Genomic DNA, 12,830 nt, shown 5'->3' with positions numbered 1-12,830 from the left:
CCACGGAAATTCCTCACCGCGCGACAGTAGCTGGCCGTGAGCTAGCGGTGAAATAGATTGATTTAATGCGTCGTATCCACCGCGCCGATAGCCAGACCGCGCGCCTGTTCGTGGATCTTTTCGCGCACCCAGGCGAGGCATTCGTCGCCGTCGGAATAGGTGTGCCACTGGATGCTCTCGACCAGCGGTGGAATGTCGATCGGACAGGGGAGAAGCCTGAGCGGCATCTGCCGGGCGAATATATCGGCCATCGAGCGGTGCATGAGCGCAAGGTAATCGGTGCCTTCGATCATGAAGGGCAGCGCCGAGAAGCTGCCGACGACGATGGCGATGTCGCGCTCGCGCCCGTCCTTGTTCTGGATGAACCACGCTTCGTAGGACGGCGTGTGGCTTTCGAACATCACGGTCGCATGGCGGGCCGCGAAGAACTGATCCTCGGTGATCGTATCGCCGAACTGCGTATTGCCGGACCATGCGATCACCACGTAATCGTCGGTGAAGAATTGCTCGGACGGGTGATCGGGCGAGATGTAAAGCTCGGGCATGAGCAGAAGGTCGACTTCGCCCCGCTCGATCTTTTCGTGCGGTTTGTTGGCGGGTTGCTGAATGTCGATGGTCAGACCCGGCGCGGATTTTCCGATCTCGCGCACCGCCTCGCGCAACACGGAAATCGTGATGAAGTCGGACGAGATGATGCGCAGGGTGCGCACAGCGGTCGAGGGGTCGAATTCCGGCGACTGGATGATGGTGCCGTCGATCTGGACGAGGGCCGAGCGCACCTTGCCGGACAGCGCCGTGGCACGCGGGGTCAGCACCATCTGCCGCCCGACCTGCACAAGCAGATCGTCGTTGAAATACTCTCTGAGCCGCGCGAGCGCGCCGGAGGTGGCCGATTGGCTGAGAAACAGTTTCTCGGCCGCCCGGCTGACGTTCTTCTCCCGAAGCAGCACGTCGAGCGCGACGAGCAGGTTGAGATCGAGCCCTTTGAAGCGCATGTCCATCCTATCTGGAAAACGGATTGAAGTTATCCGAATTAGCGGTTTTGTAAATAGTTGCGCGGCTGGCACAAGGGCTGCGGGAGGATCGCGATGAACATCTCGGACATTTTCGGGCTGACCGGCAAACGCGCTTTGGTCACCGGCGGCGCAACAGGTATCGGGCGCGCCATTGCCGAAACCTTCGTGGCCGCGGGCGCGCGAGTCGTCATCGCCGGGGACCGGGCGGAGGAGGTGCCTGACGTGGCGGGCCGGATCGGCGCGACCGGGATTCACGCGGTGCTTGGAACCCGCAGCGCAGCCGAGGCGCTCGCCCGCGACGCGAAGGCCGCACTTGGTGGCCCCATCGACATCCTCGTCTCGAACGCGGGCGTCGAGGGGCCGGTCACCGGCCTCTCAAACCTCGACGAAGCGGGCTATATGGGGGCCTTCGAGGTGAACCTTCACGCCGCCACCTGGCTTTCCGCCGCGCTCATTCCCGACATGGCGGCGGCGGGCGGCGGTGCGATCATCCTCATGGCTTCGCTGTCGGCGGTGCGGGGGAACAAGGCGATCGCGACCTATTCGATGACCAAAGCCGCCCTCGCCCAGCTTGCCCGCAACATCGCGGTCGCCCACGGGCCGGACAACATCCGCGCCAATGCCATCGCGCCGGGGTTGATCGAAACGCCGTTCTCACGCGGCCTTATGTCGAACGCCGAGTTCATGGCGCGCCGGATGCAGGCCACGCCGCTTCGCCGTGTCGGTCAGCCGTCGGAAATCGCGGCCACCGCGCTCTGGCTTGCCTCGCCCGGCGGCGCGTTCACCACGGGGCAGACCATCGTGGTGGATGGCGGCACCCTGATCCACGACGGAAGCTAGGCCCGCCCGGCCCCCTTGATCGGGCCACGCGCAGCCCGATCTGCCCTCACCACGCGGTTGCGCCGCCGTCGATCCGAAAATCCGCGCCCGTCACGAACCCGCTTTCGTCCGAGGCGAGGTAGACCGCGAGATGGCCGATGTCGGTGGTCGTGCCCAGCCGTCCGACCATGAGTTTGGCGCGCACGTTGTCCATGAGCGGGCCATCCAGATGCTGCTCGGTCTCTTCCGTCACGGTGAACCCCGGCGCGATGGAGTTGCAGCGAATGCCGAACGGCCCGCCCTCCATCGCCATCTGCCGCGTCATGGCATAGGCCGCGCCTTTGCCAGCCGTATGCGCGATGGCGGGCAGGCCCTTGAGCGCGGTGTGCGTGTTGGCGGAGGCGAAGTTGATGATCGACGCGGCACCCGAGGCTTCGAGAAGGCGCCAGAGCGCGCGGGTGACGAGGAAAACGGTGTCGATCTCGCCCTTCGTCGTCGTGTGAAAATCCGCGAGCGTCATGTCCGGGATCGGTGCGAAGCGGACGATGGCCGCCGCATTCACCAGAACGTCGACCGCGCCGAAGGCTTCCGCCGCCGCCTCGCCCAACCCTCGGGCCCCGTCTTCGGTCGTGAGGTCCGCCACATGGGTCAGGATCGAGGGGTGTTCGCCCGCCAACCGGCCCAGCGCATCCGCGTCGATATCGCAGGCGAGCACCTTTGCCCCCTGCCCCGCGAACATCACCGCGATCTGCCGTCCGATTCCGCGCCCGGCGCCGGTGACGACGGCGCGCTTCCCAGCCAGCCGCTCAGTCATCGAAGATCGCCACGCAGCGGGTCCAGCCGGCCGAGCCGCCTTCGACCTTCACCGGGAAGGCCGCGACGGTGTAGCCGGTGGGCGGCAGGTCTTCGAGGTTGTGGAGTTTTTCCATGTGGCAATAAACCGTCTCGGCCCCGGCCTTGTGCCCCTCCCACAACAGCGATTTGTCCCCGGTCTCGGCGATCGCCTGTTTCTGGTAGGCAAGCGGCGCGTCCCAGCCCCAGGCGTCGATGCCGCAGACCTTCATGCCCTTCGAGGTCAGGTATAGCGTCGCCTCGCGCCCCATGCCGATGCCGCGGGTGAGGTAGTCGTCTTCGCCATACCGCACCCCGGCGGCGGTGTTCACCAGCACGATATCGCCCGGTTGCAGGTCATGGCCGATCCGGGCCAGTTCCGCCTCGACCTCGGCCGCCGTGACGACATGGCCGTCGGGCAACCCGCGGAAATCGAGCTTCACGCCCGGCCCCATGCACCACTCCAGCGGCACCTCGTCGATGGTGATCGCGCGTTCGCCGTTGTTCATGGTCGGATGGTAATGCCACGGCGCATCCATATGCGTGCCGACATGGGTGGTGATCTGAAGATCCTCCGACGCAGGCCCCGCCCCGCCCAGCATATCCGACGCCTCAAGCCCCGCCATCGGGGCGAATTCCGCCGCACCGAAGGCGTGGTCGCGATAGGTGATCTTGGGCAGAAGCGGTGGCGGATCGCTGGCGATCCCCGCTTTCAGCGGAACGGACAGGTCGACGATGCGACGGGCCATCTGGGCCTCCTCGGTCAATTATGGGGGCGGCCCGGTCTTGGGCGCATCCCGTGTTTATAAGGTGCGGCGAGGAAGACCTCGCCATCGCGAATATCGAGTGCGACGGGAATCAGCTTGTCGCCAAGACAGGGCCCCTGAACGCACACCCCGCTGTCGATCTCGAACAGCGCGCCATGCGCCCCGCAGACGATCCGGTCGCGGTCGGCGTTCAGGAATTCGTCCTTCTTCCATGCCATCCGCGCATTGTCGTAGTGCGGGCAATTGTTGCGCCATGCGACCAGCCTGTCGCCCTGCCGCACGATGAACATGGTGTCCCGCCCCTCGCCCAGCGGATCGAAGCCCCGCGAATGTCCATCGCGCAGATCCTCGACCCGGCACAGGGGCGCGTCGACGGTGACGGGTGGTCTGTCGTCAATCGCCAGGGGCACCGGGGAACCACTTCTCGGTGTTCTCGAAGAGGAAGACCTGCGCGGTCTGCGGCCCGGCTTCGACGAAGCGCGGCTCCCAGTCGTCGTCGTGCAGGTCCATGTCCGCGTCGAATTCGAAATGCGTCATGAGCGGGCAATTGAAATACCAGAACCAGTTCGAGCCGAAGACGTGCCGCCCTGGCCCCCAGAAGGATTCCCACCCTTTCTGGATCATCCGGCTGCCCGCCAGCATCAATTCGGTCGGCCCCTGCATGTGGAACGCGATGTGTTCCAGCCCCGCCATGTGCGGCGGCGTGTCGAGCAGAAACATCGTGTGGTGATCGCGGCAGGCCTGCGGGCGCAGGAACGGGCCGACATTTGTGAAGCGGTCGGTCAGAACGAACTTGAGCCGGTCCATGTAGAACGCTTCATGCTTTTTGATGTCCGGCGAGAAGTAGACGATGTGCGACAGGGTGCGCGGCTTGCAGGCGGCGTCCTGCGTGGTGCCAAGCTGGTTTTCCAGACGCGCGGGTTCCGCGCCGGGGCTGTTCACCCGTTCCGGCTCCAGATCGGTCTTGATCCGTTTGGTCACCTGGAACTTCAGGGCGAAACCGCAGTCGTCCTCGCAGGTGATCGACCCGTCGGGATGGCGCGTCACCTCGCGGTCGGTCGACAGCTCCGCCTCGATCTCGTCGATGACATTCGCGCTTTCGACGCCATAGACCGTCTGGCGCAGCGTGTTGCCCGAAGGCAGCGCAGCGGGCAGGTCGGCGTCGTCGCGTTTCCAGACCGATACGCAGGTCGCGTCGAGCGCGGAAAACGTGCCGCCCTTGCCCTCGGTCCAAGCGGTTTCGTCAAGACCGTAGTCCGTCAGGAACGCGCGGCAGGCGTCGAGGTCGTCGACCCCGAACACAATCTCATCGGGTCCGATGATACGCATGGTTGTCCTCCCAATTCGTCGTCAGCGGCCAACCTATGATCCCGCTTGGTATTGGAGAAATTGTTTGTTCCCATCCACGCTATCCACGAAACAGATACCTTGGGTGCACCGATTCAATTTCACATTGGTCGCTCGTCTAATTAGCGTCCGCCCAACATCTGAGGAGGGACGTGCATGGCACTTTTCGAGTATTTTCCGAACTACGTGTGGAACCTGTCGCTGTCGATCGCGATGGCATCCGGCGCCGAGCTTGGCGAGATCATGGATATGTCGAAGCCCCTGCTTGAAAAGGCGGAAGCGGGCGAGGACGCGGGGACGGCGGAGTTCCTGAAGGAATGGATGAAGAAGGCAAACGACCTGATCGCGCAGGCGGAAGAGGACGAGGGCAAGGATCGGCTGTTCTCGGCCGGTGACAAGCTGCGCCGGGCCAGTCTCTACCTGCTCACCGCCGAGCGGATGCAGGGCCACGGGCATCCGGGCCGCAAGGAAACATTCGCCAAGGCGCTGGAATGTTTCGACAAATACGCCCGCTATCGCAACGAAAACTGCGAGCGGGTGGAAATCCCTTACGGCGACAAGGTGATCCCCGCGTATTTCACCAAGGGCGAGGGCATCGAAGGCGAAGGCCCCTGCGTCGTGTTCCTGAACGGGCTCGATTCCAACAAGGAGCTGCTTTACTGGACATGGCTGCCGCATGAACTGGCGCGGCGCGGCATCTCGACCCTGTGCGTCGATCAGCCCGGCACGGGTGAATCGATCCGGCTGCAGGGTCTTCACGCCACCTATGACAGCGAACGCTGGGGCACGCCGGTTTATGAATACGCCGCAAGCCGCCCGGATGTGGATGCCGCCCGCGTCGGCTGCTCGGGCATTTCGCTGGGCGGCTACTACGTCCCGCGCGTCGTCGCGAACGAGCCGCGCTATGCCTCCGGTGCGGTCTGGGGCGCCAACCACAACTGGGCCGAAGTGCAGGAAAAGCGGATGCGCCGCGAGGGCGAGAACCCGGTGCCGCACTACTGGCACCACGTCTGGTGGGTGTTCGATGCGACCGATCAAGACGACTTCATGGAAAAGGCCAAGGGCATGGACCTGACAGGCCAGATGGAGAAGATCAAGGTGCCGTTCCTGATTACCCACGGCGAGAACGACCGCCAGATCGGGCTGGAATACGCGCACCAAAGTTACGACCAACTGGTCAACAGCCCGCGCCGCGAGATGAAGATTTTCACCCCCTACGAGGGCGGGGTCGAGCATGTCGGGGCCGACAATATGTCCTACGGCCGCTCGCTGATCGCGGACTGGTTCGCCGAAACGCTTGACGGGCACACCAAGTAATCTAAAACTCACGATTTTTCAGGGGCATCGACGCGTTCGGTGCCCCTTTTCACGCCCAAGGCTTCATGCGAGGGTTGCGTGACGAATGGCCGGGCCTCGCCCCGGTTGAATAAGGCGCGCGAAACCCGGACATGGTCGACCCGTTCCAACCTCACATCCTGATTATGGATGACGACCCCGACTTCGGGTTTCTGCTCGAGGTCAGCCTGCGCAAGATCGGATACCGGGTCACGGTCGTCGCACGGGGAGCGGCGGCGCTGGAAATCCTCTCGCGCGAAGCGGTCGACCTGCTCATCACCGACATCTACGTAAGAGACCTTGGCCGACCCGTGGCCGACGGGGGCCTGCTTCTCATCAACCGGGTGCGGCGACCGGGGCCCGAGTCCGAGATCATGGCCCCGCCGGACCTTCCGATCATCGCGGTGTCGGGTGCCACCGGCCACACGGGCCAGGAACATCTGCTCAGGATCGCCGGAAGCCTTGGCGCGGACGAGGTGTTGACGAAACCCTTCCACCCGGAGCAGCTGAACCGGATCATCGGCGACCTGCTTGCGCGCCGTCAGGCGGGGAACGATCAGTGACACGGGGGCGTGCGGCCAGCACGATGCTGTCGACCGGCCGAAAGATCTGGACCGGTGCGGTCGCGGTTCTGATCGTCTTGATCCTCGCGGTCGGGTCCATCGCGCTTTACCGCACCGTTCTCGACTCCGAAGCCGACATGGAATTGGTCACCGGCGAGGTGCCGCGGATCGTCGGCGGGTTGGAGCGGGCCATCGGCTACGGCGGTTTCATCCACAACTTCAAAAACCACGTTCTGCGCGCGGATGTCGGGCGCTACGGCGAAGCGGCACGGGCCGACTATCAGACAGCGATGGAGCTGCTCGACGCCCTGGACGAATTGGGCGCAGAGGTCGGAGTCCCGATCCAGAGCGAAGATCTGAGGACGACGCTGGCCAAGTATCACGCCATGCTGGACGAGATCGACAGGCTTCACGCCAGCGGGGCCTCGCCGGGCGAGATCGACGCGGCGGTGCGCCTGCCGGATGAGGACGCGGTGGCCAATCTTGTCGACATCCAGTTGCAATTCGACGCCGCCCTGAGCGCCGAGCTCGACCGCAACCGTCTGCGGATCACGGCGCTCGTCGTGTCCTTGATCGGGGCGTTCTTCCTTGGCAACCTTCTGATCGCCCTGACCCTCGTGTCGTCGCAACGGGCCAAGGCGCGCGACACCAGTCGGATCGCGGCGCTGAACGCGCGTCTGAACGCGATTCTGGAAACGGCGCAGAGCGGTATTCTGGGATTGGACAAGGGCGGCTCCATCGTTGCCGACAACGCCGGGGCGCGGGCGATCCTTCCGCCGGAGGTGTTCGGGGCCGGTGCCGACTGGCCCGACCTGATCCCGACACGCGGCGTGGACGACATGGAACCCCTGACGGGGACCGCGAACCCCTTCGTCCGCGCTGCACGGGGCGAAACGATCCGCGACGCGCTCGTCATCATCGGGGATGGCGAGATGCCGCGCTATCTCAAGGTGTCCAGCGCGCCGATCGCCACGCGGCCCTCCGAGGATGTGCAGGCGGTCGTGCTGCTGGACGATGTGAGCGAGCTTGAGCGCAACAGGCAACAGGCCGAGCGCGCGGCGCGGCTCGACGCACTTGGGCAACTGACCGGCGGGATCGCGCATGACTTCAACAACCTGCTGGGCACCATCGAATACGCCGTCGAGCTTGCCCGCGACGACGTGTCTGAGACCGGGAACCGCTATCTCGACACGGCGCGCAACGCGGTCCGGCGCGGCGCCGATCTGACCCGGCGGATGTTGACCTTCGCGCGCCGCCAGCCGGGAGCGCCACGGTCGCACGATGTGGCGGCCCTGATGGCGAATGTCGCGGAACTGTCGCGCCCGGCGCTCGACGCCTCGATCCGGCTGGAGATCGTCGAGCCGGAAACGCCGCTTTGGGTCCAATGCGATGACGGGCAGTTCGAAAACGCGGTCCTGAACCTTGTGCTGAACAGCCGCGACGCGATCCGGGCAAATGGACATGGCAGCACGATCACCGTCCGGGCGCGCGCGCTCGACGGCATGTCGTCGCGCCAGTTGGGGCGTCCGGGGCTGGACGGGGGCGCACGCGATTTCGTGGAGTTTTCGGTCAGCGACGACGGGCCGGGCATGAGTGCCGAGGTGCGCCGCCGCGCGACCGACCCGTTCTTCACCACGAAGGGCCAGCAGGACGGCACCGGGCTGGGCCTGTCGGTGGTCTATGGCTTCGTCGAGCAATCCGGCGGCGTTCTGAAAATCTATTCCGAGGTCGGGCGCGGAACCACCGTGCGTCTGATCCTGCCGCGCGGGAGCGCCGAAGGCGCCGCGCCGAGCCGCTCCACCGATCAGCCGGTCACGCCCGGTGCGGGCGAACACATCCTCGTCGTCGACGATCAGCCCGATCTGCTCGCCATCACGCGCGACATGCTCGAAGGGTTCGGCTACCGCGTGACCACCGCCCGGTCGGGTGCAGAAGCCCTCGAACGGTTGGGAAGCGCGGGGCCTTGCGATTTGCTCCTCACGGATGTGGTCATGCCGGGGATGAGCGGCTTCGAAATCGCCGCCGCCGTGCGCGCGATGGCCCCGAAGGTGCCGGTGATCTACATGTCCGGCTATACCGGCATTTCGGACGAGCAGATGGGCGACGTGATCGCGCCCGTCGTGCAGAAGCCGTCACCCCCCGGTGAGCTGTCGGCGCTGATCCGCGCGGGGCTGGACGGGCATCACGCAGCCTGACCCGGCACCCCCGTTCAGGGGGAGCGGCCAAGTTGACGCGACGGGGCGATTGTGACAGGAGTCCGCGCGACCGGGCCACCGCGGGGGCGGCCTGAAAACACTGTGGAAAACATGCCGACGACCGTGATCGATACCGCCCGCGATGTGCTCTTGTCCGAGGCCGCGGCGCTCACCACGCTTGCAGACAGCCTGCCCGCAGATTTCGAGGCCGCCGCGCAGCTGATCCTCGACCGGAACGGCAAGGTCGTGGTCGGTGGCGTGGGCAAGTCGGGCCATATCGGGCGCAAGATCGCGGCCACCCTGTCGTCCACCGGGTCGCCCGCGTTCTTCATCCATCCGACCGAGGCCGCGCATGGCGACCTTGGGATGATCGAAGAGCATGACACGGCGCTTTTGATCTCGAACTCGGGCGAGACCAGCGAGCTTCTGGTGATGATTGAATTCTGCCAGCGGTTCGACATTCCGATCATCGGGATTTCCTCCGTGCCCGGCTCGACCCTGATGCTCGCCTCGCAATGCCAGCTTCTTCTGCCGAAAGTGCCGGAGGCCTGCCCGATCCGGCTGGCCCCGATGACCTCGACCACCATGACGCTGGCTTTGGGCGATGCGCTGGCGGCGAGCCTGATGCAGAAGCGCGGCTTCAGCCCCACGGATTTCGGCGTGTTCCACCCCGGCGGCAAGTTGGGCGTGCAGTTGATGCGCGTGGGTCAGGTGATGCATGACGGCGACCGCCTGCCGATCCTGACGCCGGACACGCCGATGAAGGAAGCCGTTCTGACGATTTCGGAAAAGGGCTTCGGCACCGCCGGGATCATGGAGGGCGACAAGCTGGTTGGGATCATCACCGACGGCGACGTGCGCCGCAACATCGACGGGTTGTTCGACAAGACCGCGCGCGACATCATGACCAAGACGCCGATCACGACCAAGACCGACGTGCCGGTGAGTCAGGCGCTGTCGAAGATCGAAGAACACGCGGTTTCGGCCCTTTTCGTGGTGGATGCGGATGGCAAGCCCATCGGGATCGTCCACCTCCACGACCTTCTGCGCTTGGGTGTCCAATGAAGACCGTCATCCTGATCCCTGCCCGCTATGCCTCCACCCGCTATCCCGGCAAGCCGCTGGTCACGGTCCGCCAGCCGGACGGCAGCCACAAGTCGCTGATCCAGATGTCGTGGGAAGCCGCCTGTTCGGTGCCCGGCGTGGATGCGGTCTATGTCGCCACCGATGACGCGCGGATCGAGGATGCGGCCAAGCGGTTCGGGGCCGAGGTCATCATGACCTCGCGCGACTGCGAAAATGGCACGGCGCGCTGTGCCGATGCGGTGACGAACGGCGGGCTGGATGCGGACCTGATCGTGAACCTGCAAGGCGATGCGCCGCTCACCCCGCCGTGGTTCGTGGAGGCGCTGATCGACGAGATGAAGCGTGACCCGGACGCGGTGATGGCGACGCCGATCATCCGCTGCGACCGCGAGACCTATGGGAATTTCGTCGAGGACCGCAAGAACGGCATGGTCGGCGGCACGACCGCCGTGCGCGACAATGCAGGCAACGCGCTGTATTTCTCGAAAGAGGTGATCCCGTGGCTCGACCCGAAAAAGGTCGCGGACATGGACCCGATCCCGGTGTTTCACCATGTCGGTGTGTATGCGTACCGTCGCCAGACCCTGCTGGATTATGCCGCATGGGGCGAGTGCGAGTTGGAGCAACTCGAAGGGTTGGAGCAGCTTCGTTTCCTCGCCAACGGCGCGTCGGTGCGCTGCGTCGAAGTGGACGGGCGCGGGCGGGTGTTCTGGGAACTCAACAACCCGCATGACACCGCCCGGATCGAACAGGCATTGGAGGCCATCGCACAATGACCAAGACCGTCGACATCCTCGACCTGACCGTGGGCGGCGAGAACCCCGTCGCCTTCATCCTCGGCCCCTGCCAGCTTGAAAGCCTCGACCATGCGCGGATGATGGCCGAAAAGATCGCGGCGGCATGCGAGACGGCGGGTGCCAAGTTCATCTTCAAGTCGAGCTACGACAAGGCGAACCGTTCGTCGATCTCAACCAAGCGCGGCCTTGGGATGGATGAGGGTCTGACGATCCTGTCGAAAATCCGCGACGAGTTCGGCGTGCCGGTCCTGACCGATGTGCATGACGCGCATCAATGCGGCCCGGTGGGCGAAGCGGTCGACGTGCTCCAGATCCCCGCGTTTTTGTGCCGCCAGACCGACCTGCTTTTGGCGGCGGGCGAGACGGGCAAGGCGATCAACGTCAAAAAGGGGCAGTTCTTGGCACCCTGGGACATGGGGAACGTCGCCGACAAGATCGCCTCGACCGGCAATGAAAAGATCATGCTGTGCGACCGGGGCACCTCGTTCGGCTACAACACGCTCGTCACCGATTTCCGGGGCCTGCCGATCATGGCCCAGACCGGATACCCGGTGGTGTTCGACGCGACCCATTCGGTGCAGCAGCCGGGCGGGCAAGGCACCACCTCGGGCGGGCAGCGCGAATTCGCGCCGATCCTCGCGCGGGCGGCCTGTGCGGTGGGCGTGTCCGCCGTGTTCCTCGAAACCCACGAAGACCCGGACAACGCGCCTTCGGACGGGCCGAACATGATCCCGGTCGACGAGCTTGCCGGCGTTCTCAGCGCGCTCGTGCGCTACGACGCGTTGACGCGGGAACTCATTCAGTAGACCACTGATCCTTATTGCGCCGCGGCACCAGACGACGAGGACCATATGGCCAAGACCGGAACGCAAGACAGACGCCGCCTGCGCATCGGCTTCTTCGTTCCGTGGATCACCAAGGGCCGGGGCGGCACCGAGAACGTCGGTCATATGATGGCGAACGCCATGCGGCAGCGCGGGCATGACGTCACGATCTTTACCTTCGACGACGCCAAGGGACCGTCCTGCTGGCCGCTCGACGACGGCATCGACCTCGTGCACCTGCCGGAAGCGGACGACAAGCAGGCTGACGACAAGATGGTGCTCGCAGTCGCCGCCAAGTCTCTGGACCTGCTCGTCGGCCTGCACATGAACCGGACCTTCTGCCGCTATGTGCGTTGCGCACAGAAGGTGGGCGTGCCCATCGTCCTGTCCGAACATATCGACCCGCGCTTTCCCAAGTGGCTCGACGTGTTCGACCCTGTCGAACGCGAAATCTCGTTCGCGGGCGCGACGCTCATTCACCTGCTGGTGGAACCGTTCCGCGCCTCGCTGCACGAAAGCCTGCACGACCGGATCAGGATCGTTCCGAACACCATCGCGCCGCCCGCGACGATGGCGACCCCCGGCGCGGGTCGGAGCCGCAAGTCGATCCTCGCCGTGTCGCGGCTCGTGCCACGCAAGAACGTCGATACCCTGATCCGGGCCTTCGCGACGCTGGCGCGCGCCTTTCCCGATTGGACGCTCGACATCGTCGGGGGCGGCTCGATGACCGGCGCGTTGAAGAAACAGATCCGCTCGCTCGGTCTGGGAAGCCGTGTCGTGCTGCATGGCGAGACGAGCGACCCCTACCCGTTCTTCGCCGCTGCCGACATCTTCGCGATCCCGTCCTTTCTGGAAGGGTTCCCGATGACGGTCTGTGAGGCGATGGCGCATGGCCTGCCCGTGGTCGGGTTCGAAACCTGCAACGGCGTGAACACTCAGGTCGTTCATGGCGAGACCGGGATGCTTGCCGATGGGGTCGATCCCGTCGCCTCGCTGGCCGGGGCGCTGCGTCCGCTGATGGACGACGGCGATCTGCGCAAGCGCATGGGCGAAGCCGGGCAAGAACGCTATGCCGGGAACTATTCGAACGAGGTCGTCTTCGCGATGTGGGAGGACATGTTTTATGAAGCCTTCGACATCGGTCCCGTCGCGCCCGCACCGAGCCGAGACGAGATCGTCCGGCTGAAGCTGTGGGAAATGGTCTGGGGCACCGCCGAGGTCGACACGCCGGTCAAGAAGGCCTTTTGAAG

General features: G+C 65.0%; 13 protein-coding genes. 8 read left to right on the top strand and 5 right to left on the bottom strand.

The annotated features are described in order from the left end of the window. Window positions 1-62 precede the first annotated feature (62 nt). On the bottom strand, window positions 63-1,001 hold the full coding sequence (locus tag FCT00_RS08215; protein ID WP_138422615.1) for a LysR family transcriptional regulator: 939 nt from the start codon (window positions 999-1,001) through the stop codon (window positions 63-65). A gap of 87 nt (window positions 1,002-1,088) precedes the next feature. Between FCT00_RS08215 and FCT00_RS08210 the strand changes: the two genes are divergently transcribed. After that, the gene (locus tag FCT00_RS08210) at window positions 1,089-1,856 is read left to right on the top strand and encodes an SDR family NAD(P)-dependent oxidoreductase (RefSeq protein WP_138422614.1); all 768 of its coding nucleotides are present in this window, start codon (window positions 1,089-1,091) and stop codon (window positions 1,854-1,856) included. 46 nt (window positions 1,857-1,902) lie between these two features. On the opposite strand, the gene FCT00_RS08205 is transcribed toward FCT00_RS08210, so the two are convergent. From FCT00_RS08205 to FCT00_RS08190, 4 genes are read right to left on the bottom strand one after another with little or no spacing between them, the layout of a single operon-like run. Beyond that, entirely contained in the window at window positions 1,903-2,649 is a 747-nt protein-coding gene (locus FCT00_RS08205; RefSeq protein ID WP_138422613.1) for an SDR family NAD(P)-dependent oxidoreductase, read from the bottom strand. Then, entirely contained in the window at window positions 2,642-3,415 is a 774-nt protein-coding gene (locus tag FCT00_RS08200; protein ID WP_138422612.1) for a cyclase family protein, read from the bottom strand. The genes FCT00_RS08205 and FCT00_RS08200 overlap by 8 nt, the downstream gene beginning before the upstream one ends. A gap of 14 nt (window positions 3,416-3,429) precedes the next feature. Further along, entirely contained in the window at window positions 3,430-3,843 is a 414-nt protein-coding gene (locus FCT00_RS08195) for a Rieske (2Fe-2S) protein (RefSeq protein WP_138422611.1), read from the bottom strand. Further along, entirely contained in the window at window positions 3,827-4,762 is a 936-nt protein-coding gene (locus FCT00_RS08190) for a VOC family protein (RefSeq protein WP_138422610.1), read from the bottom strand. Before FCT00_RS08190 ends, FCT00_RS08195 begins: the two co-directional genes overlap by 17 nt. 174 nt (window positions 4,763-4,936) lie before the next feature. On the opposite strand from FCT00_RS08190, the gene FCT00_RS08185 reads away from it, so the two are divergent. From FCT00_RS08185 to FCT00_RS08155, 7 genes are all read left to right on the top strand, one after another. Then, on the top strand, window positions 4,937-6,097 hold the full coding sequence (locus FCT00_RS08185) for an alpha/beta hydrolase family protein (RefSeq protein ID WP_138422609.1): 1,161 nt from the start codon (window positions 4,937-4,939) through the stop codon (window positions 6,095-6,097). Window positions 6,098-6,228: 131 nt separating this feature from the next. Next, window positions 6,229-6,678 (top strand): response regulator, encoded by a 450-nt coding sequence (locus FCT00_RS08180; protein ID WP_040885296.1) that lies wholly within the window; start codon window positions 6,229-6,231, stop codon window positions 6,676-6,678. After that, entirely contained in the window at window positions 6,675-8,873 is a 2,199-nt protein-coding gene (locus FCT00_RS08175) for an ATP-binding protein (RefSeq protein WP_138422608.1), read from the top strand. The genes FCT00_RS08180 and FCT00_RS08175 overlap by 4 nt, the downstream gene beginning before the upstream one ends. Window positions 8,874-8,996: 123 nt before the next feature. After that, window positions 8,997-9,938 (top strand): KpsF/GutQ family sugar-phosphate isomerase, encoded by a 942-nt coding sequence (locus FCT00_RS08170; protein ID WP_328591397.1) that lies wholly within the window; start codon window positions 8,997-8,999, stop codon window positions 9,936-9,938. Next, complete coding sequence (locus tag FCT00_RS08165) at window positions 9,935-10,735, top strand: 3-deoxy-manno-octulosonate cytidylyltransferase (protein WP_008334941.1); 801 nt, start codon at window positions 9,935-9,937, stop codon at window positions 10,733-10,735. Before FCT00_RS08170 ends, FCT00_RS08165 begins: the two co-directional genes overlap by 4 nt. Then, the gene (gene kdsA / locus FCT00_RS08160) at window positions 10,732-11,562 is read left to right on the top strand and encodes a 3-deoxy-8-phosphooctulonate synthase (RefSeq protein ID WP_138422606.1); all 831 of its coding nucleotides are present in this window, start codon (window positions 10,732-10,734) and stop codon (window positions 11,560-11,562) included. Before FCT00_RS08165 ends, kdsA begins: the two co-directional genes overlap by 4 nt. A gap of 45 nt (window positions 11,563-11,607) precedes the next feature. Further along, window positions 11,608-12,828 carry a glycosyltransferase gene (locus tag FCT00_RS08155; protein ID WP_138422605.1) on the top strand — a complete coding sequence of 407 codons (1,221 nt, stop codon included), beginning with the start codon at window positions 11,608-11,610 and terminating at the stop codon, window positions 12,826-12,828. Window positions 12,829-12,830: the final 2 nt, after the last annotated feature.

It is taken from the genome of Maritimibacter alexandrii (genome assembly GCF_005871115.1).
Taxonomy (GTDB): Bacteria; Pseudomonadota; Alphaproteobacteria; order Rhodobacterales; family Rhodobacteraceae; genus Maritimibacter; species Maritimibacter alkaliphilus.
Note: the sequence above shows the minus strand (reverse complement) of the source record. Positions and strands in the feature narration are given on the sequence as shown.

Bases quoted from the DNA above. Each gene is read 5' to 3' on its own strand.
- FCT00_RS08210 (WP_138422614.1), top strand. From the start codon at position 1,089: ATGAACATCTCGGACATTTTCGGGCTGACCGGCAAACGCGCTTTGGTC.
- FCT00_RS08165 (WP_008334941.1), top strand. From the start codon at position 9,935: ATGAAGACCGTCATCCTGATCCCTGCCCGCTATGCCTCCACCCGCTAT.
- FCT00_RS08190 (WP_138422610.1), bottom strand. From the start codon at position 4,762: ATGCGTATCATCGGACCCGATGAGATTGTGTTCGGGGTCGACGACCTC.
- FCT00_RS08200 (WP_138422612.1), bottom strand. From the start codon at position 3,415: ATGGCCCGTCGCATCGTCGACCTGTCCGTTCCGCTGAAAGCGGGGATC.
- FCT00_RS08185 (WP_138422609.1), top strand. From the start codon at position 4,937: ATGGCACTTTTCGAGTATTTTCCGAACTACGTGTGGAACCTGTCGCTG.
- kdsA (WP_138422606.1), top strand. From the start codon at position 10,732: ATGACCAAGACCGTCGACATCCTCGACCTGACCGTGGGCGGCGAGAAC.
- FCT00_RS08180 (WP_040885296.1), top strand. From the start codon at position 6,229: ATGGTCGACCCGTTCCAACCTCACATCCTGATTATGGATGACGACCCC.
- FCT00_RS08215 (WP_138422615.1), bottom strand. From the start codon at position 1,001: ATGGACATGCGCTTCAAAGGGCTCGATCTCAACCTGCTCGTCGCGCTC.
- FCT00_RS08205 (WP_138422613.1), bottom strand. From the start codon at position 2,649: ATGACTGAGCGGCTGGCTGGGAAGCGCGCCGTCGTCACCGGCGCCGGG.
- FCT00_RS08155 (WP_138422605.1), top strand. From the start codon at position 11,608: ATGGCCAAGACCGGAACGCAAGACAGACGCCGCCTGCGCATCGGCTTC.